The 24,802-nt window shown below is 41.6% G+C and carries 24 protein-coding genes; 9 read left to right on the top strand and 15 right to left on the bottom strand.

Going from position 1 to position 24,802, the window contains the following annotated elements:
* Positions 1-29 precede the first annotated feature (29 nt).
* Positions 30-1,097: a lipoate--protein ligase gene (lplA, locus tag AC6JA8_RS09100; RefSeq protein ID WP_497976780.1), complete on the bottom strand. Its 1,068-nt coding sequence runs from the start codon at positions 1,095-1,097 to the stop codon at positions 30-32.
* Positions 1,009-1,839, bottom strand: coding sequence for a monofunctional biosynthetic peptidoglycan transglycosylase (gene mtgA, locus AC6JA8_RS09095; RefSeq protein ID WP_497976779.1), 831 nt, complete (start codon positions 1,837-1,839; stop codon positions 1,009-1,011). Before mtgA ends, lplA begins: the two co-directional genes overlap by 89 nt.
* Positions 1,840-2,049: 210 nt before the next feature.
* On the opposite strand from mtgA, the gene AC6JA8_RS09090 reads away from it, so the two are divergent.
* Positions 2,050-2,391 (top strand): hypothetical protein, encoded by a 342-nt coding sequence (locus AC6JA8_RS09090; RefSeq protein WP_497976778.1) that lies wholly within the window; start codon positions 2,050-2,052, stop codon positions 2,389-2,391.
* 36 nt (positions 2,392-2,427) lie between these two features.
* On the opposite strand, the gene AC6JA8_RS09085 is transcribed toward AC6JA8_RS09090, so the two are convergent.
* The 7 genes from AC6JA8_RS09085 to AC6JA8_RS09055 all read right to left on the bottom strand — a co-directional run bounded on the left by AC6JA8_RS09085 (position 2,428) and on the right by AC6JA8_RS09055 (position 9,064).
* Positions 2,428-4,584 (bottom strand): DUF7844 domain-containing protein, encoded by a 2,157-nt coding sequence (locus tag AC6JA8_RS09085; protein ID WP_497976777.1) that lies wholly within the window; start codon positions 4,582-4,584, stop codon positions 2,428-2,430.
* A 111-nt stretch (positions 4,585-4,695) separates the two neighbouring features.
* Positions 4,696-5,430, bottom strand: coding sequence for a phytanoyl-CoA dioxygenase family protein (locus AC6JA8_RS09080; protein WP_497976776.1), 735 nt, complete (start codon positions 5,428-5,430; stop codon positions 4,696-4,698).
* 128 nt (positions 5,431-5,558) lie between these two features.
* On the bottom strand, positions 5,559-6,728 hold the full coding sequence (locus AC6JA8_RS09075) for a hypothetical protein (RefSeq protein ID WP_497976775.1): 1,170 nt from the start codon (positions 6,726-6,728) through the stop codon (positions 5,559-5,561).
* Between the two features lie 121 nt (positions 6,729-6,849).
* Positions 6,850-7,026 (bottom strand): hypothetical protein, encoded by a 177-nt coding sequence (locus AC6JA8_RS09070; RefSeq protein ID WP_497976774.1) that lies wholly within the window; start codon positions 7,024-7,026, stop codon positions 6,850-6,852.
* Positions 7,019-7,507: an SRPBCC family protein gene (locus tag AC6JA8_RS09065; protein ID WP_497976773.1), complete on the bottom strand. Its 489-nt coding sequence runs from the start codon at positions 7,505-7,507 to the stop codon at positions 7,019-7,021. Before AC6JA8_RS09065 ends, AC6JA8_RS09070 begins: the two co-directional genes overlap by 8 nt.
* Positions 7,507-8,034, bottom strand: a complete 528-nt coding sequence (locus tag AC6JA8_RS09060; protein ID WP_497976772.1) for a D-glycero-alpha-D-manno-heptose-1,7-bisphosphate 7-phosphatase — start codon at positions 8,032-8,034, stop codon at positions 7,507-7,509. The genes AC6JA8_RS09065 and AC6JA8_RS09060 overlap by 1 nt, the downstream gene beginning before the upstream one ends.
* Positions 8,027-9,064, bottom strand: coding sequence for a hypothetical protein (locus AC6JA8_RS09055; protein WP_497976771.1), 1,038 nt, complete (start codon positions 9,062-9,064; stop codon positions 8,027-8,029). The genes AC6JA8_RS09060 and AC6JA8_RS09055 overlap by 8 nt, the downstream gene beginning before the upstream one ends.
* 105 nt (positions 9,065-9,169) lie before the next feature.
* On the opposite strand from AC6JA8_RS09055, the gene AC6JA8_RS09050 reads away from it, so the two are divergent.
* The 3 genes from AC6JA8_RS09050 to pyrF are packed head-to-tail and all read left to right on the top strand — an operon-like array spanning position 9,170 to position 15,241.
* A complete protein-coding gene (locus tag AC6JA8_RS09050; protein ID WP_497976770.1) occupies positions 9,170-10,126 on the top strand; it encodes an aspartate/ornithine carbamoyltransferase family protein in 957 nt (318 codons plus the stop codon).
* Entirely contained in the window at positions 10,110-14,534 is a 4,425-nt protein-coding gene (gene carB, locus AC6JA8_RS09045) for a carbamoyl-phosphate synthase large subunit (RefSeq protein ID WP_497976769.1), read from the top strand. The genes AC6JA8_RS09050 and carB overlap by 17 nt, the downstream gene beginning before the upstream one ends.
* An 8-nt stretch (positions 14,535-14,542) precedes the next feature.
* The gene (gene pyrF / locus AC6JA8_RS09040) at positions 14,543-15,241 is read left to right on the top strand and encodes an orotidine-5'-phosphate decarboxylase (protein ID WP_497976768.1); all 699 of its coding nucleotides are present in this window, start codon (positions 14,543-14,545) and stop codon (positions 15,239-15,241) included.
* Here the strand turns inward: pyrF and AC6JA8_RS09035 are convergent.
* Entirely contained in the window at positions 15,227-15,781 is a 555-nt protein-coding gene (locus AC6JA8_RS09035; RefSeq protein ID WP_497976767.1) for a hypothetical protein, read from the bottom strand. The genes pyrF and AC6JA8_RS09035 overlap by 15 nt on opposite strands.
* A gap of 25 nt (positions 15,782-15,806) precedes the next feature.
* Positions 15,807-17,105: an inosine/guanosine kinase gene (locus tag AC6JA8_RS09030; RefSeq protein ID WP_497976766.1), complete on the bottom strand. Its 1,299-nt coding sequence runs from the start codon at positions 17,103-17,105 to the stop codon at positions 15,807-15,809.
* A gap of 24 nt (positions 17,106-17,129) precedes the next feature.
* Between AC6JA8_RS09030 and AC6JA8_RS09025 the strand changes: the two genes are divergently transcribed.
* A complete protein-coding gene (locus AC6JA8_RS09025) occupies positions 17,130-18,071 on the top strand; it encodes a hypothetical protein (protein ID WP_497976765.1) in 942 nt (313 codons plus the stop codon).
* A gap of 2 nt (positions 18,072-18,073) precedes the next feature.
* Here AC6JA8_RS09025 and AC6JA8_RS09020 read toward each other — a convergent pair whose 3' ends face one another.
* Entirely contained in the window at positions 18,074-19,342 is a 1,269-nt protein-coding gene (locus AC6JA8_RS09020) for a hypothetical protein (RefSeq protein WP_497976764.1), read from the bottom strand.
* A gap of 128 nt (positions 19,343-19,470) precedes the next feature.
* Here AC6JA8_RS09020 and AC6JA8_RS09015 point away from each other — a divergent pair, with 128 nt between their 5' ends.
* Complete coding sequence (locus AC6JA8_RS09015; RefSeq protein ID WP_497976763.1) at positions 19,471-20,151, top strand: hypothetical protein; 681 nt, start codon at positions 19,471-19,473, stop codon at positions 20,149-20,151.
* A 6-nt stretch (positions 20,152-20,157) separates the two neighbouring features.
* Here AC6JA8_RS09015 and AC6JA8_RS09010 read toward each other — a convergent pair whose 3' ends face one another.
* Both AC6JA8_RS09010 and AC6JA8_RS09005 read right to left on the bottom strand, forming a co-directional pair.
* On the bottom strand, positions 20,158-21,081 hold the full coding sequence (locus tag AC6JA8_RS09010; RefSeq protein WP_497976762.1) for a hypothetical protein: 924 nt from the start codon (positions 21,079-21,081) through the stop codon (positions 20,158-20,160).
* A complete protein-coding gene (locus tag AC6JA8_RS09005) occupies positions 21,081-21,956 on the bottom strand; it encodes a hypothetical protein (protein WP_497976761.1) in 876 nt (291 codons plus the stop codon). Before AC6JA8_RS09005 ends, AC6JA8_RS09010 begins: the two co-directional genes overlap by 1 nt.
* Positions 21,957-22,206: 250 nt before the next feature.
* Between AC6JA8_RS09005 and AC6JA8_RS09000 the strand changes: the two genes are divergently transcribed.
* Genes AC6JA8_RS09000 through AC6JA8_RS08990 form a run of 3 tightly spaced genes read left to right on the top strand, consistent with a single transcriptional unit; the run spans position 22,207 to position 23,999 of the window.
* Positions 22,207-22,518, top strand: coding sequence for a hypothetical protein (locus AC6JA8_RS09000; RefSeq protein ID WP_491635305.1), 312 nt, complete (start codon positions 22,207-22,209; stop codon positions 22,516-22,518).
* 3 nt (positions 22,519-22,521) lie between these two features.
* Positions 22,522-22,809, top strand: coding sequence for a hypothetical protein (locus AC6JA8_RS08995; RefSeq protein WP_497976760.1), 288 nt, complete (start codon positions 22,522-22,524; stop codon positions 22,807-22,809).
* Positions 22,806-23,999: an Hsp20/alpha crystallin family protein gene (locus AC6JA8_RS08990; protein WP_497976759.1), complete on the top strand. Its 1,194-nt coding sequence runs from the start codon at positions 22,806-22,808 to the stop codon at positions 23,997-23,999. The genes AC6JA8_RS08995 and AC6JA8_RS08990 overlap by 4 nt, the downstream gene beginning before the upstream one ends.
* A gap of 6 nt (positions 24,000-24,005) precedes the next feature.
* On the opposite strand, the gene AC6JA8_RS08985 is transcribed toward AC6JA8_RS08990, so the two are convergent.
* Positions 24,006-24,746, bottom strand: a complete 741-nt coding sequence (locus tag AC6JA8_RS08985; protein ID WP_102243496.1) for an MgtC/SapB family protein — start codon at positions 24,744-24,746, stop codon at positions 24,006-24,008.
* Positions 24,747-24,802: the final 56 nt, after the last annotated feature.

Here is a 24,802-nt window from a genome sequence, read left to right as displayed (position 1 = left end):
AAAATTAAAACGGGAAAATGTTTTTGGTTTTAGCTAATCTCTTTCACAATCCAGCTTTCAAATTCCTGTAGGTAATCCCCAATCATCGGAAGATCCGCCGCCACTTTTCTAATCGCTGTCTGGAAAGCTTCCTTAGTATAAGGAATCTTAGTTAAAGAGGCCATAAGTTGTTCGATCATTTCTGGGTGAAGTGAGTCCGAAAAAATCTGCGCCTTTTCCACTGTCGCTTTGTGCACATCAAGGTGAACATCCACCAATCCCCAATCAAATCGCTCAGACATTTGGTGATTAAATTGTGGGGCTTCCCCAAAACGCCAGTTCCAGTCACTCATTTTCTGGAAATGCTCGTTTAGGGCCGGGATATTTTTTAGGTATTCGTGGTCTAGGATTTCAATTGGCGCCGTGGTCTGATAGTGATCGAAAAACTCTTCGATAATCTTTTTACAAAGAGCATCGTGAGTCACTTCAGCGTTTAATTCCTGTAAATTCACCACACGTGCACGCACAGAAGTGATTCCTTTTGACTGAAGCTTTTTAACGTTTGGGTTTAAGTACAACCCAAGCTGAGTCATATCGGCATTGATAAGCAGCGTCCCATGGTGAAACGAGCGGTCCTTGGTTTCTTTAAATGCACTTCCCGAGATTTTCTTTTCCCCGTCTGCCGTGTTGACCAGGATGTCGTTTCGTCCCGATGGAAAGGCCTCTAAACCAAAAGAGTCTAGAGCACGCGTGATAATTTTATTATTTGCGGCCTTATCAAAAGTCGCTTTGCTCGATAAAAATGTGAAGTTGGTATTTCCCAGGTCGTGAAAGACGGCCCCACCACCACTTTGACGGCGAGCGAGTTTAATTCCATTTTCTTCCATTTTTTGTGTATTACATTCCGTCCACGGGTTTTGAAAACGCCCGATAACAACAGTCTTGTCGTTTCTCCAAAGGAAAAGCACTTTGGTTTCCGGGTCCATGTCGCGGAAGATCCAGTCTTCCGTTGCCAGGTTAAACCACGGATCAAAAGTTTCCGAGATCATCACTCGAAGCTTCGGGCTCGAGTTGGTTTGGATCGATGACGATTGGTTCGTTTGGTTCTGGTTCTGCATGTTTCTCCCACGTAAAACGACTGTCTAAATTGTCGTAGTACTCTTCAATTCCGATATATCCACCCTGAAGCATTTTAAAAAGCACAGACTGGATAATCCTGTTGGCAAATGAAGTTAGTTGTTTTTTTCTAAACGATTGAGCGTAGCGCTTAGGGCTTGGTAAAAGCATTGCTAAAAATGCACTCTCTCTGGCCGTAAGTTTAGCTGGCTCTTTGTTAAAATAAAATTTCGCCGCATCTTTAATCCCATAGAGATCTTCACCATACTCAATCACATTGAGGTAAGTCTCAAGGATTCTATCTTTTTCCACATGGTCTTCAATCCATAGTGTAAGGGCCATCTCTTTGACTTTTCTCCAGACACTGCGGTCACTTTGGAAATAAAGATTTTTAATCAACTGCTGAGTGATAGTTGAAGCGCCACGGACTTTTTTCTTTTTCTTCACCACACCATCATTGATCGCGTCCTGAAGCTCTTCGATGTCATAGCCTGGATGAGTGTAAAACTTCCCGTCTTCGCTTGAGATAATAGCTCCACGCAGGCGTTTAGATATTTTATCAAGAGGAACCCAGTCCCCTGGCATGGTCGTGACTTGTTTATAAATGGCACGGTGATTTTCTTTATCAACTTTGATTTCAAAATAAGTGTGAGGGATTTTTGTAATAGAATACATCGCTCCCACAAACGGAGAAACGAGATAGCCTACATAGATAATGGCCAGGACCCAAAGTGCAATAAACACTTTTCCTATAATATTAAATATCTTCGCCCAACGCGGAGGCGTGGGTTTTGCCTTTTCTTCCATCGCCCTTAAATACCAGAAAAGAGGCAAAATGATGAGCTGGTTTTTCGTTTTTTTTGGCATTTAGATAATTTTTACAAGGCCCATGCCTCTGGGGGTACCTCTTGTGATAAATAAGCTTCACGAAAATGTCATTTTGAGGGGTATTTAATGAAAAAACTTATGGTCGCTTTATCAATCGCTGCAATGTCTCAGGCTTCTTTTGCCTTTGATGCTACTTCTCAAGTGACGGCCATTACGGCTGCAGAGATTATTTTATCAACAGCTGTAACAGTGGCAACGTCTGAAGCCGCTTCTATTTCAACTTCTGAAGGACAAAAAAGAGAAGCACAAAAAGTATTGATGGAAGTTCAAGAATACTACCAGAGTGGTTCTGTAAGTGTTTACCTAGAAAACAAAATCGAAGCTCTTAAGTCTCTGGATGAATCACTTTCAGTTGATGAGTCGGTAGATCTATTAACTGAAGCTAGCCAGTTAATTTTAACAAAATAGATAAAATGAAAAGGGCCGGTTTTCCCGGCCCTTTTTTTATACTTGTTCTTGAATTAGTCTTCTTAGTTTTACATCGAGAATTTCTTTATCAGTCACCAGGTCTTTTCCAATCAGCTCTCTTACTTTCGTCAAGCTCTCTTTATCACCTTCGGCCGCTTTAACCATTGTCTCTCTCGTAAAGTCATTGCGTGCCAGGTTTTTTAGAACTTGATTTACATATTGATCCAGCTTCGTTCTGAACTCTTTTCTTACCACTAGAGATTCAGTGTTATAAGTCTTCACGTTAGCGTTGATCTTTTCAAGTGTCGCAAATTCGTTTGGCATGATATCTCTTAGAACTGCTTCAGCTTTTGCCAACGCCTCTGTTGAAGCTTCCGCTTTTCCTGCCAGGTCTTCTCTTGTCACCATCTCTGTATCAAACGGAATCCCGTAGCCTTCTTTTGAAAGATCAGAGAATGTCTGAGCAAAGGCCGCTCCTGTTTCTTTTACCATTTCTTTAATTTTTTCATCTTTTGTATTCATGAACATATCGGCCGCTTGTTTTCTGTACTTAAGCGCCAGTGTTCTTAGAATTTGTTGCTCCATTACCGAGAAAGATGAAGCTTGAACTAGTCTTTCTTTTAATAAATTCACCTCAGCATTCAAGTCCGACGTTGGAAGTTTTGTTTTCTTGAACTTTAAGAAGGCCGCCATTCTTTCGTCTGCCGTACTTTCATCCATAAACTTCTGCACAGCTGACTTGTTTGATTTCTCGCTGCTCTTTAATTTAAAACCGTAAGCTTTATTGTAAGCTAAAATAATCTGTTCTGTTTTTGCTTTATAAGTTTCAACTTCATTGCTCTTCATAGATGTGAAGTTTAGCTGGTCAAGGTCTTCTAGTACCCCATTCGGGCTGATTGAAGACTTCGAGTCTAGTTGTGAGCGATCCAGGGCCGACTTTAAAAGGTCGTAGCTTTCTGTCGCACAGTTAGCGTTGATAAACTTATAAGACCCTCTATAGTTCCAGTGCTCTTCTCTTACGCGGTTAACGAATTCTTCGCGCTCTTTTGCCGTTAAGTTAAGCGGGTATGAGATAACATCACGAAGCTCATCGCGGTTGTACTCATCAAGAACGTCGCTGAAGTTCAGGATAAAAAGCATTGAAGGGTATCCACCAGTTAAACCTTTAAGGTAGTTCAGGGTTGCATCTTCAACGTTTGCTCTATAGCTTACAACGATGTGGTAAAGCTTATCATCTAAGCATTTTTTTCCAAATGGAGTTGCTGGAACAACACGGTTAGTGATCGGGTCAAAGCGCTCAGGAGCACACACTACAATTCTAAACATTGAGTGACCAAATCCACTTTGAAGCCCCTTTCCTGCTGAAGCAAGAAGGTAATCAACGCGGTAAACTCGGCTTGCATCAAGAGCTGTCGGGATGAATCCGTTCATTGTCGTCATCATCACCGTTTTATTGATGTTACAGTTTCTATTTGGGTATGGATCAATTCCAAATTGTTTCTTGAAGTATTCAAACATAGATGGCTTTCTGCACATGAACTCCGGGTCCATTGTGAAGTATTCCATGTTAACAGCAAATGATTCAGCAATATTCACCAGCTCGTAAGCATCGGCCGATCTCATCGCCTCTACGTTCTTATTTTTAATCTTTAGGAGACCTTTTTTAAATCCTGCGCGGCGGATGTATTCCATTGAGTTTGAAATGCGTCCATTGTTTAAGTCGTATGAGTGCGTGAATTCGTGAATTAACGTCGCAACGGCCTGGTCATATAATGACTTATGCTGACAGTTGATACGTTTTGAATTATCGCGACCTTTTTGCAACTCCAGTAAAACTGGTGCATTGATCGTCAGGATGTTTCTATAGCTGTCGTATTGACCGTAGATAAAAGGTTTTTCCTTCTTCTTATTGTCATCTTTTTTAGTCTCAGCTGCGTGCGCGCTTGTTGAACAAACTTCATCTGGAATGAATTTGTGATTAGAAAGTGCGGCCACTTTAATTTCGATGTTTTTAGGCATCAATTCTTTCATTTTTGGAGGCAGGTACCCTGCGACTTCTTCCATTGTTTCTTCTAGGACTTTTTTATCCGAGGCCTTTGTGTCGGCCGCGTACTTAAGACTTAAGTCGTGGGCCTGCGCACTCGCCAGAAGGGTCAGATTAAGGAAAAGAAAGCTAAAAAGCGTCTTTTTCATAGAAACTCCAATGAATAATGATCACTGGGGAATGTGCAGGATAGATGCCAGATTCTAGGGTTTGATATCGGGGGATTAGGGATGCGGGACTGTCTAAACTTTTGACATAGGTTAAGTAATGGACAGTTTAAAGACTTCCGGGCACTCCATTAGACCCAGTTCCTCTTTTTTAGGTAATGTATCCGAAGAGATATATTTAGTGATTTCCGGGAGAGATTTGCAGAATAAAATATCAAAAGCAAAACGGCTTTGCCCATAGAGTCCTCTATGGATGATGTTGGCATCAAAGATTAAAAGATCTCCTTTTTTAAGAGGGACTTGCTCTGAGCCTTGAAGGTCGTTGAAGACGGATTCTCCATCTCGTTTTAAGCGGACATTTAATTCTTTAGGAGTATCCCACCTAAAATGGCTTCCAGGAATAAACTCAATGCCATTTTCATCAGCGAGCGCAAGACGCAAATGGATGACCTGAGAGTCTTTGGCCTCAATGACTTTGCGTTGCTGATCCTCAGACTGCCCAGTGTATTGGATATCTCGATGCCAATAGTTTTTTTGTTGTTCACTGTAAGGATTAAAGAAAATTTGAGTATTGAGAAAACAGATATCATGTCCTAAAACTTTTCTGGCCTCATTCACAACTTTACTAGAACTAACAAATTTTAAAAGCTCTAAACGCTCGGCCGGAGATAGGAAATCACCGTTAGTAATATAGGCACTATTGATAGCGCCATTTTTAAATGCACTTTCGTTTTTAACAAGCCATTTCTGGTGATAGTTACTTAAGATTTTTTCAATTCCAGCTAAATTCTCTTGTCCGAAATTCTTTTTAATAAAACCATCTTTCACAAGTCTTCCTTAGCAAATCGATGAGCATTTATAAAAGAGCCATGAGCTCTCATTTACTTTAATATACTCTATTCTCATTATTAAAGAGACAAAAAAAGCCTGGTTTTTCACCAGGCCTTTATACTAGATTATTTTAAAAGACCTCTAAGCCTCGCCAGTTCATTTTTCTCTGAAGGTGGAATGTCCATCCCTCCTGACCCCGAAAAGGCACTCTCAATGTTATTTTCATAAAGGTTGTAGCACTTTCTGGCAAAAGGAGATTTTGAATACAACTTCACACAATCTTTTAAGTACAAATCACTTATAGTGAAAAAATAAGTGTTGCTCAGCCTTCTTTCTGCCACTGAAATCCAGTAGAGAATTTCAGGAGTGTTTTTTGTTTTTGGGTGATCATTCAAATATTTTGAAAGAACTCCAGAAGCTACCAGAAGCGTGATATCATTTTTCCCTTCTCCCGCCAGCTCTTTGACTTCTTCCAATGGAGAAAGATGAGTCTTAATGAACTTATCGATACTCTTAACTTCACCAGGCTTAAATGTTTTCCATTCCTCTAGCCCTAAGTCCCATGAAGTCACCATCTCTTTAGCAAGTTTTGGCATCCTTTCATCCGACTTATATTTGCCGGTAAAACTCTTGGCCTTCTCGTAATCAAAAGAAATTTTCGTATACATTGAAATCATTCTTCTCAGTGATGAGTAAAGCTCGTGACTTCTGGATTCCTTAAGCGCTCTTTCAGTGGCAAGGTCTAGGAATTTTTCTGATTCATTAAAATTTCTAATCAAATAAAGGTAGTTCCCGTAGTCGTAATCGCTCTTAAAGTCTTCTCTTTTAGACTTATTAATAAGCGCACTAAAAGCATTCTCCTGCCCTTTAGGAGAAAGCTGCGAGTGGCATGAAATGCACAGAGAAGTCAGAGCAGATAGACGCTTTTGAGCAAAAAGAAAGTTGTTGCTGTTAACAGAGTTAATCGTGTCAGCAAGATGATCATTCATTGTATCTAGGCTTGGGCGAAAGCCTGGCCTTTGAAAATACTCCACGTGGCGGGCACTTTTAAAAAAGGTCGAAAGATCGCCTAAGTTTTTTAATAGCTCTTCTTTGGCCTTAGGGTCTTTTTTTAAGATGAGTAGTGACTCTTCATCGGAATAAACATAAGGGATGACTTTGATAAAAGTCTCATAAACCCCTCCCATCACAGCTTTGGCCTGGATCTTCGTTTCATCTTCTTTTGAGAGTTCAGCAGAGGCCTGGGCAAACGATGTACTTAAAAACAACAGTGCTAAAATTAAAGTGCCTTTCATGGGTCATTCCTTAGTGTAAGTATAATGGTCCTTAATATTAAATTAGCTCATATTATCATTAAGAAGAACATGAGCTTGGTCACGTTTTTCAAAAGACGCAGCGCTTGAGGATAGAAAAAGATTAATACGGAAGAAGAGTGATCAACCAAATCCAGATAGCAAGACCTAGAAGCATATCGATCCAGTATAATTGATGCTCTTTGAAAAAAACGGGGAATTTTAAATGGCGACCGACGAAGATCCATCTGATGAAGGAGCCGGTGCCGATAAGAAGGACTTCGGTGATGAATTCAAACATGGGCGAGTCTTCGTTCCACGTTTCTATGATGCTTATGAAGCGACATCACCATCTGCGGATAAATCACCCACTTCACCATCAACTCATTAACTAGCCCTTCCTTATGAAAGATCACCAACGTCCTATCAATATGAACATGGTTGCCATCAGCATGAAAAATCCAGTCTTCTTTAAAGCCAGTCAGAGGATTGGCGAGTTTTTCCTTAAACCCATTCATCTTGATATTGCTTAAAGTAAGCGAATACCTTTTTTCCGGCTCTAAAATATCAGTGCGTGACTCGTGAGAGCTATTGTCGGTGTTGGTGATTTTATCAATCGTCCCAACTTTGCGAATAGGATCACTTGACTCAACTTTTTTTATTCCTGGAACCAGGAAATACCCTTGGTAAAGAGGCATATTCTCCGGCAAAACAATAAAATCAAAAACTTTCTTCGCTGAAAAAGGCAGAGAAAAATGGATGTCGATTTTTGTTTCTTTCATTAGAGAACCTTTTTTAATTCTTCGAGAATTTTGGCGTGGTCTTTAAAAACTTTCACGCGCTCTTTAGTGTGAGCGTCTTTTAAATCGTAATTGCCTTCCACTAAAAGCGTTGATGGCCCGATAAATTTCCCGTCTGTTTCAAAAACGTCTGAAGGTTTATCGCCGATCATAAAAGATTGCGTGAGATCAATGTCGTGTTTATCACGGGCCAGAATCAACATTCCCGGACGAGGCTTTCTTAATTCACTGTCCATTTCAGCACAGTAAAACCAGTCATCGACCTTTAAATTTTTTCCGGCAAGAAAAGCATGCATTTTCTGATGAAGTGTATGAACATCTTCGTGCGTGTACATTCCGCGGTCAATCCCCGACTGATTAGTCAGGATGATTACTTTGTATCCTCTTTCGTTGGCAAGTTTGATCATCTGAAAAATCTCTTCGATCCAAATGATATCTTCCCATTTATAAACATAACCTTTGTCGATATTGACGATGCCGTCGCGGTCCAGGAAAAGGGCCTTATGCATGGGAGTCCCCTTTCATTTTAATTGAGCAGTTAATTTTATAAGCTGCTGTGGTGAATTTGTTCATAGGTTTAACTCTAATCTGTAAGACGAATTTTTTAAAGGAAATATCAAACGAGGCCACTCCTGGGGAAAGCTCTTTCACAACGATCTCATGATGATCGCCGCTAAAAAGATCCGAGTGAGTCTTAATGAGTATATCCTTTAACTCTTTATTGTGGTGAAAACAGCTCACCTGGATAATATCTTGGTTGCCAAAACCACAAAGGGCATGAAGACACAGGTAAAACTTGTGCGGGTCTAATTTGTATAATTCGCCCAAGTACTCGCGCACCTTAATTCCTACGCGGAAATAATTGGCGTGAACCACTTCGCGCATTTCAGGAGGAAGCTCTCCGGGAAGCTCCGTATGGCCATTACTCCAGCGAGTATCAAAACTTCCTTTAAATTCCTGGTCGATCATGGAATAGAGCTTGTGGCCCATCATATGGAAAGACTCATCGACTTCTTCATTGAGCTTTTTTTGAAAAGCGGCGGCGTGATTTCCAAAAAGTGCGAAATACTTTTCAATAAAGCTCTTAATCCCTGCACTTTTTGTATTGGTGTAGCTGTGATCTTTGGTGAGTTTTAAACTGATGAAGTGCTTTTTGGTTTCGCCAGAAGGCAGTTCTTCTAAAGCGACGATGTCCGTTTCGTTCCAAAGTTCGTTGTCATTAGTCGCCACCATTTTTCCAATGACGGTAAAACTAAACTGGGATTTATTTTTAAAAATCGGGTGATTTTCAATCTCGCTCGCTGCCCTTTCAGCTAAGAGGGGGAGATTCTTTAGGAGTTCCGAGTCAAATTGGCGAATCGTCTCTTCGTAAAACTGCAGTCTTCCGCGAAAATCGCGGGGTAAATTCAGCAAAAACACATCTTCTTTCTTAAAACGGCGAGAAAGTGTTTGTGCGACAAGAAATTCGAACAGATTGCCCTTGCACTCATTAAGGAGTGATTCAATTTGTAATTGATTATTTTGGTCAATCTTTTTCATAATAAAGTTCTTTTCAAACAGATTACTTTTTTTATAGACTATTACAAATCTAAAAATGAGCTCTTTCTTATGCCACAAGCATAACAAGACTTAACAAGGAAGAAAATGACTTCATTTCCTTCATTACTTGAAAGCATAGACGATCTAACGAGGCCCCAGATCGATGTGCTCCTCTCCCGTGCAAAGCACTTTAAAGATCATCCTGAAATTGCCCCTTTTTCCTCGACTCCGAAACCTATCATTGCCACTTCTTTTCTCGAAAATTCAACCAGAACAAAACATTCTTTTGCTGTCGCGATCAGAAGACTAGGCGGGCTTTATTTAGATTTCAATGCGGAGACATCGAGCTTAAAAAAAGGTGAAAGCTTAGAAGAAACTTTCCTGACTCTTTTTTATCAAGGTGTAAATCTTTGCGTTTTCCGCACCAGTGTTTCTCACCAACTTTCAGAGTTCAGACAATCACCTCCTATAAAATTAGTTAACGGCGGAGACGGAATCAACGAACACCCTTCTCAAGCGCTTTTAGACCTCTATACCTTACTCAGTCTTTCTAATGGTGATGTAAATGGTAAAACCATCTCTATCATCGGAGACAATATTCACTCGCGTGTTGGGCACTCCCTGATTAAGCTTCTTCCAAAATTTGGAATGAAAGTGATTTTGAGCGGTCCAAAAGACTATCTTCCTGATCCAAAAACTCTGCCAGCTCAGGTGGAGATTTCAACTAATAGAAATGAAACTGTTTTAAAAAGTGATTTCATCTATCTCTTAAGAATCCAGAAAGAAAGACACGCAGGAGCGGCCAACGCTCACTACGACAATTATCTTGAGAACTACGGCGTGAGTTTAGATTTACTAAAATCGCTTAATAAATTAATTCCGGTGTTACACCCGGGCCCGGCCAATATTGGTGTGGAATTAGACCAGGCGCTGATTAAATCATCGCTCTATAAAGGTTATCTGCAAGTTGAAAATTCAATCCCAATGAGAATGGCCATTATCGAGGCCATGCTCTTAAATAACGATCAGAACGTAGGAATTATTAATGGAGAAAAGTTTTAACAGGAGTCTCAAGCAATCTATCGCCTATCTTCATTTTGAGGACGGCACGACTTTTAAAGGCTACGTCAATCGCAAGAACTCAGACCCGGAAATCACTAACGGGATTTGGGGAGAGGCCGCTTTCACTACAGGAATGAGCGGTTATCAAGAAACCATCACCGACCCATCTTTTCTCGGCCAGCACATTATCTTCACTAACGCTCACATCGGAAATTACGAACACAATGAAACTGTTATGCAGTCAAAAAAGACTCATGCCACAGTGATCATTGCCAGAAACTTTTCTCACAACCACTTTTTAGAAAATATTGATGTCCCACTTTTTTCAGGTGTCGACACCAGAAAATTAGTTCGCTACCTGACAAGCGGGAAATCAAAATCCCATAAGTCGGTGCTCACTTTCAGTGAACAAGTTCCAGCTAAATCAGTTTTTGAATCAGCAAGATTAAAAACAGATGATCTTCCTCTTGTTTCACAAGCATCACCAATCGTTCATATCACAGGGGATAACCCAATCGTGGTGATGAACTACGGGATCAAACAAGCAATCATTGATCAATTAATGACTTTAAAAATGCCGCTTGTGAGTCTTCCTCACAACGCAGATCTGGCGACGATTAAAAAATATAACCCACGTTTGATTTTTCTTTCAAACGGTCCGGGAGACCCAAGAAACTTCACCAAAGAAATCGAAGTTGTCCGTGAGATGTTTACTTTAAACATTCCCGTGCGCGCGATTTGTCTTGGACACCAACTCATTGCCCTTGCTCTGGGAATTAAAATCATTAAGCTTCCTTTCGGCCAGCGTGGCGCCAACCACCCGGTAATTGACCACATCACCAATAAGATTGTGATCACATCACAAAACCATGGTTATGCGATTGAAACGGAATCGTTTAATAAAATGCGCATGGAAAACCCGCTTAAGCGCGAGCTTTTTGTTCAGCACACTTCTCTTTTTGATGACTCGATCGAAGGGATTGCTTCAAGTGATCACTTTGTAAAATCAGTGCAGTTTCACCCAGAGGCCAATCCGGGGCCCCACGATGCTCACGAGTTCTTCCATGAAGTGAAAGCTTTCTTAGAAGAAAAGAATCAATACCCGATTGATACAAAAAGACTACACCCTTTTAATAAGCTGACTAACAGAGTGAAGAAAGCAACTCCGTATAAGAGAATCCTTCTTATCGGTTCAGGCCCGATTAAAATCGGCCAGGCCTCTGAGTTTGACTACTCTGGAACACAGGCCCTGAAATCGCTAAAAGAAGAAGGCATTGATGTCGTTCTTCTGAACTCAAATCCGGCGACGATTATGACTGACCCGGAAATGTGTGCACGCACTTACATTGAGCCCATCACTAAAGAGACGATTAAAAAAATCATCTTAAAAGAAAAAGTCGATGCGGTTCTCTCGACAATGGGTGGTCAGACTGCACTTAACCTGTGCGTAGAATTAGAAGAAGAAAACTTTTTAAAAGAACATAATGTAGCTCTACTTGGAGCGAACGTTGATACGATTAAGAAAACCGAAGACAGGGCACTCTTTGCCCGCGAACTAGATAAGCTGGGCTACCAAACAGGGAAGCGTTTTACGGCAAACTCTGAAGCTGAAGCTCTAGAGATGGCCAAGTCAGTGGTGCAATTCCCGCTGATCATCAGACGCGACTTCGCGCTTGGTGGAAAAGGTGCGGCCCTGGTTTGGAACACAGAAGAGTTAAAAGAAGTTTTCACTTCAGATATCAAATTCCCGGTCACAATGGAGAAATCTCTTGTCGGGCAAAAAGAAATCGAACTTGAAGTTATGGTGGACTGCGAGAGAAACGGAGTCATCATCTGTTCAATTGAAAACGTCGACCCATGTGGAGTTCACACAGGAGATTCGATCACTGTCGCTCCGGCCATGACGATTAGTGACCGCTGTATGCAACAGCTGCGTACGATGACTCTGACCATTGCTAAACACATGGGAGTTGTCGCTGGTGGGGCCAACGTTCAGTTTGCCATCAATCCAGACAATGAAGACGATATCGTAGTTATTGAAATGAACCCGCGAGTTTCAAGATCATCGGCCCTTGCTTCAAAAGCAACAGGCTACCCGATCGCTAAAATTTCGGCCCTGCTTTCAATCGGCTACACACTAAAAGAAATCTTAAACGATATCACGAAAGCTTCCCCGGTTGCTTTCGAGCCAACGCTTGATTATGTGGCACTAAAGATTCCTATTTTCCCATTCAGCAAGTTCCCAAGCTCTTCTCAAACGCTTGGACCGCAAATGCGCTCTGTAGGTGAAGTTCTTGCTCTTGGTGGAAGCTTCAACGAAGCTTTTATGAAAGCTCTAAGAGCTCTTGAAATGGGGCTTGAAGTTCCATCATTATCCCAACTAAAAACAGTTCCGGTAGAGCTTTCTCGCGAGTACATCGAAGGAAGACTAAAAACACCAAGTGAACTTTCTCTCTTAACTGTGCTTGAAGCACTTCGCATCGGCATGACAAGAGAAGAAATTTTCTCGCTTTCAAAAATCACACCTTGGTTTATCGACCAAATGGCCTTAGTGGTTGAAGCTGAAAAAACATTAAAACACGAAACGACGAACTCTCACGTCCATAAAGACATCAACATGGAGAGAGAAGAATTCTTAAATCTTAAAAAACTTGGGTTCTCTGACAAGCATCTTGCTTTCATGATGAACCGCTCGCAAAAAGAGATTTTAGAATACCGTTTTAAACAAAACATCTTCCCGGTTTATAAGGCGGTGGATACATGTTCAGGTGAGTTCCTGGCAGAGACACCTTACTTCTATTCAACTTATGCTGATGAAAACGAAGCTGAGTCATTAAGTAAAAAAGGAAAATCGGTCGCGATCCTGGGATCGGGACCAAACAGAATCGGGCAAGGGATCGAGTTTGATTACTCGTGTGTTAAGTCATGTGAGCGCCTAAAAGAAAAAGGCATTCAATCAATCATGATTAACTCAAACCCTGAAACGGTTTCAACGGACTACGATAGTTCTAACAGGCTCTACCTGTCTCCGCTTTACTCTGAAGACCTGTTTGATATCTTAAAAAATGAAAACCCATTTGGAGTGATCGCATCTTTTTCAGGACAGACGGGAATCCAGCTAAGAGAGCATCTTGAAAAAAGCTTCCGTCAGGATTTTTTCAAAATCAATTTCCTGGGCCCTACTTGGGAAATTCTGGAGCTGACAGAAGATAGAAAACTCTTTGGTGAAGTGACGAGAAAAACAAAACTCGCGCAAACTCAAAGCCGCGAAGTTTCTGGATACAAAAACCTGGTTAATGCCATGGTTGATATTGGCTTCCCGGTCATCATCCGCCCAAGTTATGTTATCGGTGGTGAATCGATGTACATTTTCTACGGCCACGATGAATTAAACGAGCTGCCAAAAGCTTTCAAAGATCAACTGCAAAGTGCAACTGCTGTTTTTCAGGTAGAAAACTATCTTGAAAATGCGATTGAGTACGATGTGGACTTAGTGCGCGACCAATACGGAAACTTCTGTTTCACCGTGTGTGAGCACATTGAATACGCCGGCGTTCACTCGGGCGACTCGGGAATGATCACGCCTCCGGTTATCCTGACTCAGAAAAACTATGAAGAGCTAAAAACCATTTCATATGCACTTGCTGATGCTTTAAAAATTGTGGGGCCGATTAACTTCCAGTTCGCCATTAAAGATGGAAAAATCTACTGTATTGAAGCCAACCCAAGAGGATCAAGAACACTTCCTTTCTTAAGTAAAGCCTACAATATTTCTCTGCCAAAAATTGCCACAGATGCAATGCTGGGAGAAAGAATTGAAACCATCGAGCAGCCGCTTTCTGGTTTCTTCTCGGTGAAACAATCGACTTTCCCATTCGACCGTTTCGTCCAGGACAACATTCTTCTTGGGCCAAAAATGAGATCAACTGGTGAGACCATGGGGATTGACCGCGATAAAGAAACGGCGATCTTAAAATCTTACCAAGGCAATTACCCAAAACTTTCGGAGAAAGGATTAATTCTTATGAGTCTTGCTGACAACAGCAAGGAGCTGATTCTTCCTTACCTAAAGTCTCTGCATAAAATCGGCTACAAGTTTATCGCCACTCGCGGGACTTGTGACTACATCAAAAAACAAGGAATCCCTTGTGAACTGGTTATGAAGCTCGATGAAAAAGGACTTACGATTTTAGAAGCGCTAAAAGATGAAAACATGAAAATGGTTTTCAACACTCCTCAAAATCAGGGGCAGTCGCAAAACGATGGAGAGCACATTAGAAACTCGGCCATCCAGTATGCGATCCCATGTTTCACTCGCCCGGAAAATATCCGCGCAGTGGCCATGGCCTTAATTGGAACTGACGACTTAGAGGTGAAGCCACTAGCATTGCAGGAAATGAATCATTAGGAGAATGCGTGAGTAGACTGGATAAAATTATTGTGGCCCTGGACCAGATGTCATTAGATGAGATCGACCAGTTTTTAAAACAAAAAGAAAACGACCTGCCCTTTGTAAAAATCGGCCTGGAGCTTTTTGTAAAATACGGCCCGGATTTAGTTCACAAAATCAGCCTTGAGTACAAAAAGAAAATCTTTTTGGATTTAAAGCTGCATGATATTCCAGTGACTGTGGCCAAGGCGATTTCATCGCTAAGAAACCTGCCGATTGATTTTCTCACTGTTCACTTAAGTGGTGGTGAAGCGATGTTAAAGGCGGCCATGGCCGAAGCTCGCGTGAGCATTCCTCACTGCAAAGTCCTGGGCGTGAGTTTTTTAACCAGCCTCGAAACAAAAGATTTAAACGACCTCTTTGGTATCACTAATACCGAAGAGGCCTTCTTAAGACTTTTTAAAACAGCTTCTGACTCAGGGATAGACGGGATTGTCTCAAGCCCTCACGAAGTGGGACTACTTAAAAAACATTACCCTCACCTCTTATCAGTGACTCCAGGAATTCGTTTCCGCGATGAAATTGAAGGTGCACAAGTGCAGGATCAAAAACGAGTAATGGACCCAAAAGAAGCTTTTAATGCGGGATCTGATTACCTGGTGATGGGAAGATCGCTCACTAAGAGTCAAAATCTCAGTGAGCGTCTGCGATTACTTAAGGAATAGGTTTTTAGCTTTTAAGCGAGTTCTCAACTCACTTGCCGAGTTTGCTTTGAAACATTCATAGTCTGAGTATTTCATCGGCACATGAAAAGTTTTTCCATCAACGTCTAGCGCTAGTGATGACTTTACGTAAGCGTACTCTCCGGCAAAACTTTTTTCGACACTTTCAGATGTATGAACGGCCCATAGGCTCACTTGGTGGCCTCCCATTTCAACTGCTGGCTGAGTTCCAAAACAATTAATCAGCATTCCATCCATTTGCTCGCAAGCTTTAGCTGGCATTTTGAAATCAAGAACACTTCCCAGGTCATAAAGCGCATTGGCCGCTTCTTGAATGTTTGGAAGGTCGTTAGGAGTGATGATGTTGCCCCAGATCGGCATGTACTTTGGTCCGTTGTGGTGAATCAGGCGGATCATTGTTTCATCCCCTTCCGTCATCGCGACAAAACTTGTCGTAGGAATTTCTGTCACGCAGGCCATGTTGATGCCGGCAAAAACATTGGCGCTTACTAAAAGAGAAGCGATGGTTAGAAACTTTTTCATTAAAACATCCTTGTTAACAATAAAATTATAAATCCCAATAGGCGTCTTCTAAACTTTCCTCTCTATTTGGCAGACCCTTAATTAGTCTTGGCGAATTCTGCTTTAAGACTTCAAAGCTTGCGCGGTTACAGTACTTACTCACCTGGTGAATAGATGAGTACGTTAAGTAGCGCGTGTTGTGCTTAGGAGAATTCGGTGTCACCTGACGGTGATATGTGTTGGAAGCAATATCATGTAAAACAGCTGAAAGGGCCGCATCTCCGGCGCCGTTAGTGTTCTTAATCACCCCTGGTCCACCCATATATGGATTGATATGAGTGTAAATTTTAAACGGGTGCTTGCAGTCTTTCTTTAAAATCGCACGCGAGTACTCATACTTGTTGTACTCTCCGATTGATTTTGAATGGATCATATCTTTTGTTTCGCGCTTATATTCTTCATCTGCATAAGCTGCGATATAAAGCCCTCTCGGCCCCACCGTTAAAAGCACCATATCCGTGTAATCCAGGACTTTTTCACAGGCAAGAAGCGGGTCATTTTCATTCACCAGCGCATGGGCCTCTTCTTCGTTCATTGCACAGACTGAAACATACTCTTTAATAAAATTTAAAAAGAACTCTCTTTTTGCTGCAATCAATGAGCTGGTTCCAAGCGATAAAATAACCGGAACATTATTTTGTTTGGCGTATTGGCAGGCCTTTAGATTCGATTGAAACATTGATGAACTTTCATCGCGAAGTGAATAGGCCGACACTAAAAGGGCAGCAGCTCCCTTGATCACATCCCCTGGAACATAATCAGGAGAAAGCTCATTCATTATCCCTTTGCCAATCAAAAACGATCTCTCGTGGTCGGGAGTCAAGAGACAAAGGGCCCTTCCCATTGGACCGTCAACCGGTTTTAAGTAAGAGAAGTCGACAAATGAATTCGTCGTACAAATGTATTTAAAAGCGTAGTCACCTACAGAAATATTTTTTGAAATAGCTCCCAGGGCCACTGAGCGCGAATCAGAAAGAACACTGTAGTTATGAAGTGTGTTTCCAATCGCCCCTCCGGCGTATTCACCGACGATGCATTTGTTGGCCTTCAATTCTCGATAAATTTCTTCAACTATTTTATCATCAAAAACAACTGACTCACCTTTTTGAATCTTGTATTTCTCCAAAAACTCAAAGCTCACATTGGCCTCGATATCGACAATCAATTGATCAATACCTACAACGTACACTGAGCTTCTCTCGGAGAAATCCGGATCAAAAGGAATACGTCCTGATTCATTGACTGGAAAGTAATGCTTCGTCTTTCTTTTGCCTGGAAATTTCAAAGGATTCCCCTTATAATTTATTTAATGCTAAATTTTAAAATTTATCCTGTTATTTTAGGACTTCTTTTGTCGTTCGTCACTATGGCAGCCGACAATTCTGTTATCAATGACCACGGCACAGTCGTCCTGACTGGTTCGACCCATAAGGCCCGTGTTATCACCAGTAAAGCTATTGTCTACGCCGATGAAAATATGCTGACACCCCTTGGGTATATTGCCAACGGGAAAGCGATCATCGTTGGAAATCCAAGACGCATGAACCGCGACCTCGTACCATTAGTAGTTTACGGAAGAATTGCTTATATTGAAACCAAAGACATCCGCTTTGAAGACGGCACCGAAGAAGAATACAATACCAAGCGCGGGGCACCAAGAGAGCACGATGTAGACATCACTATCCAAAAGCCAGAAGAGCGCCTTTCTGAAAATAACTCTTTTTACTTTAGCCTTCACCGCTACGGCGCTGGAGATGAGATTAAGCAACTCTTTCTCACAAACGACAATACTGAAAAAGATGTGATGACCGGGTTTAACCTCCAGTTCATCCACCGCCAGACGACTTCAAATTTCTTCTGGGGTGCTGCTGCTGATTACAGTGCCGTTTCAACCGGCAATATGAAATTTGGCTACTGGCTTTTTTCACCAACAGTTGGTTACAGCATTTTTAAAAATCCACTTTTCTCTGTTGATATCTACGCTTCACTCGATCTTGGTGTGAACCTGGAATACAACATTGAAACCAATTACGAAGAAGAGCCGGCCGGATGGATCTGGGGAGTACAAGGAAACGCGCGTGTTGTGTTTTTCCCGACAGCTAAGTACCACGCTTTTGCCGGAATGGGTCTTCGCAAATACAGCGTCACTGACCTGGCCACCGTTAAAGACCTCAATGGCAACGCCATTCCGGGAGTCAAAGACATCACAGGCGTGAGTCTTTTTATTGGTGCAGCAATAGAGTTTAGATAAGACTATTCAATCGAGAGCACTTTATCACTGTCATCTGAATTGACCTTATTGTCTTTGGCCTTCTGAAGATTGTATTCTATTTTTTCTTCAGGTGTACTGAACTGTCCTTCAAACTTCGGCTTCCCATCCACAGACTCTTGATTGACTTCTTTATCAAGGTCTTCATTGATCTTGCGCTTTAAGGCCTCTGCTGCCGTCTCATTTAAATAACCACTGGCCGATGAAAGTGTTGAACCGAATTTGCGGTAAGCAAACTCATAAAACGGTTTTAAGTATTTCAGGTTGAGTTTCCCGCGCTCAAGAAACAAAATAATGACACGAACAAAATCGCGGTTATTCAAATCGTGCGACCACGCCGAATAAAGATAAATCATCCCTTGCTGGTCCAGGCGCTGATTGTAAGAAATTTGCTTATAACGGGCGTAGATCGGGATGGCCGAATCAGTGCTTGTGGCCTTGTATTTAATTTCGCGGATAAACTTAGTCCTGAAATTCATCGCGGCCAGTTCATTGGTCTTCGTCTTGATAAGAATGGGATAGATCAATCCTTTTTCAATGATAAATAAGCGCTCTACTTTCATCTTGTCGCTATCGCTTGGAAGCTCCACAATCCCCATATTTTGTTCAGGATAAAAAGAAAACTTTGTCGTCTCTTCTGGCAAGACAAAATGGCGGTTGTAGAGAATATAAAGATTGTAAACCAGCTCGTAGTAGCTCACGTCCTGCAAAGTCACCAATGATTCAAAAAAACTTTTCCCATCGTTGGATGGAAGCGAAAGTTGCTTTTTAAACACATCGGCCCAAACATCATCACTGCTTTTGCGATTGATGTAATTTTTAAAAATCGGCAGAATGAAAATCTTCTGGTCACCGGAAGTTGTTTCAAACTTATAGGGTCTCTCTATCATAAAACTAAAAAACTCTGAGTTTTTAGAGTTTTGAAAACTCGCCCCAAGTCTTGGGCCTGCAGCTTCAATACGAATAATAGGAATTAAAGAAAAGAGCGAATGATTAATCGGTATCGGCATTTCAAAATGCCCAAAATGAACACTCTGGTAGAGTCTTTCATCATCCATTCTCTCTGGCATTTTAACGTCGATAGTTTCACCGTCATAAAACACAGCTTTAGTGGGCTTCATTTGTAAAAACTGCGTGTTCACCCCTTCCGTCAACGTCAGAGTGTAGATGTGGTATGGAGCGATCGCCACCAGGACGCCGGCACCACCCAAAAGGGCCAGTGTTATGATCAGGTAAATAATCTTTTTTAACATAACCCCTTATCGACTCGTTAAAGCATTAAGATTAGGGGGTGCCTCGATTTTGGCTAAACTATTTAAAATAATAGCCGAAGAGTTTAATGAACTAATAGGCCCACGCCTTCTTGGGGTAAGGTAATTTTATGAAAAAACACATTCCAACACTTGTACTGCTAGTCGCGACCAGTATCTTTGCAACCTCTTGTGACTCACCTAGGTCTGCAAGGTCAATCATTTCATCTCAAAGCGGAAACTCATTAACTGGCAATGGAACAACTTCTGGCAATGGTATTGATCTTGGCGGAACAACGACAGACAATACAACAGGAACAACAACCAACACAAACATTCCTTCAGATGCTTCTCACTGTAAGTTCTCTACTGACGGTGTAAATGGATTTGAATCGACAAGCACTCACCTTGGTTCATACACTCTATGCCAAAGTAGCACTGATAAAAACAGCTTCTACATGCAAGTTAAAACTCCTCCTGTCGGAAGTTCTGGGGATGTGAGTATTTGTTTTATCCCACACACGACAAGTGGATCTAACTCGATTTACGTTGGTAACCCAATGTGCGGGACATTCTCTGATCCAAAAACTGTTAAGAAAATCACTTTCGTAAAATACACTCAGTATAGCAGCGCGCTTATTAACTCTGTTATGTTCTTTAAAGACACAAGCTACTACTACTCATCACCCTACAACCGTACGATGATGACATTAGATGCATATAAGACTTGTATGAACGCTTTAGCGTACAACAACTCTTACTACTGCCAGGCCTTCAAAACTGTTGGCCAGTACGTTTTAAAATCTTTTTAATTAATTCTAGTTTTGTAGAGGGCCGGTCAATCTTGTACCGGTCCTAAATTCCTGACACATTTCCATATCAATCGTCGGCAGTGCCAGAATCGGGTAGACATTTGTCATGGCATTGTCTGAATTTCTCTTAAGACAAATAACAATGTAGAAAAAGCTCTCATCTGCACGAGTGCCCATCGAAAATGATTTGATGTAATGAAAGAGTTTGTCCCCTTCATTGTCACGGGTTTCGAAGACTTCATCCGGTTGATCCAGAGTTTCCTGAAAACAAGACTCATAACCTGAATAGTCTTCAAAAGGTATATCGTTGTCTTTTCTTTTTATCAGAATATCAGCAAGGACTTTTGATTTTTTACTTTCCAAAAGCTGCAGAAAGATCATGTCCTCGTCTGCATCGGCCTCTTCCATCCCGGCCGCAAATTCTTCTTCTGAAACACTCATCATGCCCGTAGGTGCCTCTTCTTCATTTAAAGAAGAAAACCAATCGCGCACTTCCTCTCCAGTTCTAAATTCATTAATTAAGGCCTTAGAGCTGGTTCTGGTTGTCAAAAAGACAAAAGACGCTTCTTTGCGATAAACACTAGAGACCACAATCACAGAAGAATGCGAGTAGTGTTTTATAAAATTGTAATAGGTTTCATGAAGCTCATTGCTTTGGCGGTAAATCTCATCGGGAGTGGCCAGCACTTCTTCCACCATCTCTTGGTCCACGATCTGATTGATGGCCTCATCTAAGAGATTAAGTTTTTTCCGAAGAGAGTTCTCCATCACTTCATAATACTTAATAAGTGGAAAATAAAAGTCTTCAATGCAGTCTTCAGAGCAGAAGCCTTTAAGGGAGTATTCATCAACAAAGAGCAGGTCATCGAGATGACCCACTACTTTTTTGCATTCGTTACAGAAATAAAGAGGTTTTTTTAATGTTGTCACTAGATTGTTAAGTTAAGTCCCGCAAAAAGAGAGTTTGAATTTGCGCCGTGAAGGTCAAACACTTTGGCCGACATCAAGTCAGCTTCACTCTTTGCTTTTTTCATTCTGAATCTCGCTCCCAACTCCAGGTTAACGGCCGGTGCAAGTCCCAGATTGACTTTAGGTGATAGGGTTGAAAAACTCACTTTCTCGCCCAGGCGTGCTGCGCGGTTAGTGTCCTTAGCTTTATCGATTGTAAAACTTTCAGCTTCGATTTCAAATTGAATGTCATTAGAAACCATCCATCCTCCACTGATTGTCAGACGGCTGATGTTTCCAATCGCACGCTCTTCTGTATTCTTTGGTTTTCCAACCAAAGTCACGTCATATCCGATCCCCAGACCGAATGTTCCAAAACGTTTTGTGGTTTCAGCACCAATGATTTTATCGGTGCGCGAGCTTCCAAGCTTTGAACTTGAAGAAAGTTTCGCTCCACCATAGATGTCCACTCTTGCTTCTTCGCTTGGGTTTCCAAAACGAAGCCAATTAAATCCTAAAATAAGTTTTGGGTTACCGCTTGATGAACCTTCGTCACCATTAGCGTGCCAGTAAGAAGCATCAAAATAAACATCCACCGGTGTTTGAATATGAGTGGCGAAGTTCATCACTCCATATTTATTGCCGCCGACTTCAAGCGATTCATAATTGGTTTCGAGCGACATATCCGCCTTCCATGAAAGACTTCTTCCCGATCCTGAACTTTGTGGTTTTGACATTTTTTGAACTGATCTGGCAGGTGATTTATCAGCGGGCTCGTTTACTGTTTCCGAATAATCCACCAAGGCATGTGCATTTAAAGAAATAAGAGCACACGATAAAAGCAGAGACTTCTTCATTCAAACCTTCCTGGTCAATTTTTGCCCAAATCTTATGGGCAAATGGTTACTCCTTAATAGTATACTTAAACTTTTTTTAAATCCATACCCTGAAAATTTATCCGACCATTCCGGGCAAATATCTTAAGTTATGAGAATCCTTCGGGCAAAAAAAATAAGGACAAAGTTACCCTCTCCTAAAAAGTCGGGGGTGCCCATTAAAATAAGAAGTACTTGCTTAGGATGAGCGAGCGACTATTAGGAGGATTGTTTGGACATTACTTATCGCCCTGAAGAATCAATGAAGGCCCTGATTCACCTTGGAACAACGGGACATTTCCCTCTATTTCACGACATTTGGATGAATGATCCGGACATGAAAGAAAAAAGATTCCAGAAAATTACAGGGATCGAGCGCGCCAGAGCGAAAAAACTATTTCAACAAGTCTCTAAACACCGCCAGCTTGAACACAAAAAAACAGTGCTCCTTTCAATGTGCGACGAAGACAGAAAACTTTTCATGAAAGCTTTCTTTAAACTGGTTGAAGGAAAAATCCTCGATCAAAGGCCGGAGCTTCACTAGAAAATGAAACGCGGATCAATCATTCTACTTTTAACTCTCCTTTCTTCGCAGGCCTTCGGCGAATACAGGGTTTATCAGTATTACGTCCGCTCAAAATTAAAAAACATCAACCCCACTAACGCTCAACTGGTGACTTCAACCATGAACCCTACTGCCTACGCCGTTTATCATGGAGGAAAGGATTCAATTGAAGTGAGCCTTTTGCGCTCATGGGTTTGCATGGGTGATACGAGCAAAAAATCCATCTGTAGTATGAGCGAAGGGCGTGAGCTCGAAGGAAGTGCCCAATGAAAATCCCTGCCAATTCGGAAATGGCCCAAAGATTTAAAGACAATGAAGATCTGCTAAAACGCATGAACCAAGGTCTGGAAAAAAAGATCGCCGGAAAAGAACAGGAAATCAGGCAAGTCGACGAACTCTACGACAAAAAACTCGCTGCTGCTAAAACAGAAGGCGAACGCGAATACATGCAAGGATTAGATCGCAACAACCAACGCCTGGTTGGTGAAACAAAAAATTACGAAGAAAAAATGCAGGGCTACAAAGACCAGTTAAAAAAGGCCCAGGATACTGTCGAAAAAGAACAGGAGGCCCTTAAAGGCTCTCATAAAGAGAAGCTTGCTGACTTAAAAGATCAGATGGAAACCAATTACCAGGATCAATACTTAAGCTCTGAAGAGTCTCAACGCGAAATCCAGAGCTCTACTCAGGATGCCGTTAAAGAAATCGCTACCAAGTCAAAGATTGAAAAAATGGCAATGGAAAGCAACGCTCAATACGAAATCAACGCCCTCTCAAGTGAATTTAATCAAAAGGCCGCTACAGGCGAGCGCAATTTCAGAGATAAACTCGACAACGACGTCCGCCTTCACAATGCGGAAGTTGAAAGACAAAAGAGTGAACTCAAAAAAATGATGACCATGGATGCGGAAAAAAATAAGCGCTTAAGCGATGAAAAAAACCGCGTACACAAAGACCAGCTTTCTTTCCAGGACAAGCACCAACAAGAAATGCTTAAGCAGCGTGAGAGCGATTTTAAAGTGCGATATGAACGAATGGTTAAAGAGCACGATGAAATTTTAAACCATCTGAAAACAACATTTGCTGCTGACGTTAAAAAAATGGTCGATCAGACCTCAAGTGAGAAAAAACAGATCTCTGATAAAGTCACTGATCCTTTCTATCGCGTTGATAAATTAAACCCGAGCATGGTTGAAGATTTAGAAACAGTGACCATCAGTCTGCCAGTGGCCGACTACGAAAAAGAAAACGTGCACCTTTCAACTCAAGGGCGAAATATTAAAATCACCCTCTCAAGAAAATACTCCGATAGCACCAACGGTGAAGATGGAAGCATGAACAGGTCAACTCGCAGTGAGCTTTTCTCAAAAGAGTTCAACGCCAAAGACCTTTTAAGTCCAAAGCACATCACCCAGAACTATCAGGACGGGGTGCTGACTTTTAAAATCAAAAAAGCTTAATTAAGACTAAGACTCGCTCGTCGTGCTCTTGCTTTCAATCTGGTGATAGTGAACGCGGTCGACCTGAACGATGTCGCGAAGTTCATCCCCCATAATACGCATTTTTTTCGGGTGCATGTACACGTAGAAATCAATGTGTCTCTTGTTGGTTTCCTTGTCGACAATCTGCTCATGAAGCTCGTCAATTCTATCTGTTGTGTTGAAGACGATTTCTTTAACCAGGTTTTTAATATCCCCGTGTGAAAGAACTTCAATGTGATAGTATTTGTGGTTTTTTGTCGACTCGAAGCCTTGGTAAATTGGCCCAAGAAGTTTTAAAACCGAAAGAATTGTAATGGTAAAAATAGTGGCAATAACCGGGAATCCATACCCGATCGTCATCCCGATTGACGCCACAACCCAAATAGTCGCTGCTGTCGTTAGACCGATGATGTTACCTTTGTCTTTCATGATGGCACCGGCACCAAGGAAACCGATCCCTGATACGATCTGAGCTGGAATCCTCGCAGAATCGTACTCAATCCCGCCGCCTTGAACGTGGCCGAGCATTGAAATAGCAGTATAAAGCGTCGCTCCTAAACAGATCAAAACGTTCGTTTTGATCCCCGCGTTCTTCATTTTCTGTTCGCGGTCATAACCAACTAAGCTTCCCAGAATCAGACCTGTGACAATCTTGATTCCCATTCCTAAATAAACGTCAACGTTTCCTAAATATTCAATATAGACAGTTTGTTCGACATGCCCCATCTGCAATAATCCTTTTTAACTATTTCTTAATTCTGCTATACTTCATCTAAGAGAGC

This window comes from Bacteriovorax sp. HI3 (assembly GCF_059738875.1).
The sequence above is the reverse complement of the archived record's forward strand: the minus strand, read 5'-3'. Positions and strand labels throughout refer to the sequence as shown.

Excerpts from the sequence above, each read along its gene's own strand:
- lplA (WP_497976780.1), bottom strand. The coding sequence starts at position 1,097 with ATGCAGAACCAGAACCAAACGAACCAATCGTCATCGATCCAAACCAAC.
- AC6JA8_RS09055 (WP_497976771.1), bottom strand. The coding sequence starts at position 9,064 with ATGAAAAAGATTGACCAAAATAATCAATTACAAATTGAATCACTCCTT.
- AC6JA8_RS09060 (WP_497976772.1), bottom strand. The coding sequence starts at position 8,034 with ATGCATAAGGCCCTTTTCCTGGACCGCGACGGCATCGTCAATATCGAC.
- AC6JA8_RS08985 (WP_102243496.1), bottom strand. The coding sequence starts at position 24,746 with ATGGGGCATGTCGAACAAACTGTCTATATTGAATATTTAGGAAACGTT.
- AC6JA8_RS09070 (WP_497976774.1), bottom strand. The coding sequence starts at position 7,026 with ATGTTTGAATTCATCACCGAAGTCCTTCTTATCGGCACCGGCTCCTTC.
- AC6JA8_RS08995 (WP_497976760.1), top strand. The coding sequence starts at position 22,522 with ATGAAACGCGGATCAATCATTCTACTTTTAACTCTCCTTTCTTCGCAG.
- carB (WP_497976769.1), top strand. The coding sequence starts at position 10,110 with ATGGAGAAAAGTTTTAACAGGAGTCTCAAGCAATCTATCGCCTATCTT.
- AC6JA8_RS09025 (WP_497976765.1), top strand. The coding sequence starts at position 17,130 with ATGCTAAATTTTAAAATTTATCCTGTTATTTTAGGACTTCTTTTGTCG.
- AC6JA8_RS09075 (WP_497976775.1), bottom strand. The coding sequence starts at position 6,728 with ATGAAAGGCACTTTAATTTTAGCACTGTTGTTTTTAAGTACATCGTTT.
- AC6JA8_RS09065 (WP_497976773.1), bottom strand. The coding sequence starts at position 7,507 with ATGAAAGAAACAAAAATCGACATCCATTTTTCTCTGCCTTTTTCAGCG.
- AC6JA8_RS09085 (WP_497976777.1), bottom strand. The coding sequence starts at position 4,584 with ATGAAAAAGACGCTTTTTAGCTTTCTTTTCCTTAATCTGACCCTTCTG.
- AC6JA8_RS09050 (WP_497976770.1), top strand. The coding sequence starts at position 9,170 with ATGACTTCATTTCCTTCATTACTTGAAAGCATAGACGATCTAACGAGG.
- AC6JA8_RS09005 (WP_497976761.1), bottom strand. The coding sequence starts at position 21,956 with ATGAAGAAGTCTCTGCTTTTATCGTGTGCTCTTATTTCTTTAAATGCA.
- AC6JA8_RS09090 (WP_497976778.1), top strand. The coding sequence starts at position 2,050 with ATGAAAAAACTTATGGTCGCTTTATCAATCGCTGCAATGTCTCAGGCT.
- AC6JA8_RS09035 (WP_497976767.1), bottom strand. The coding sequence starts at position 15,781 with ATGAAAAAGTTTCTAACCATCGCTTCTCTTTTAGTAAGCGCCAATGTT.
- AC6JA8_RS08990 (WP_497976759.1), top strand. The coding sequence starts at position 22,806 with ATGAAAATCCCTGCCAATTCGGAAATGGCCCAAAGATTTAAAGACAAT.
- AC6JA8_RS09015 (WP_497976763.1), top strand. The coding sequence starts at position 19,471 with ATGAAAAAACACATTCCAACACTTGTACTGCTAGTCGCGACCAGTATC.
- AC6JA8_RS09020 (WP_497976764.1), bottom strand. The coding sequence starts at position 19,342 with ATGTTAAAAAAGATTATTTACCTGATCATAACACTGGCCCTTTTGGGT.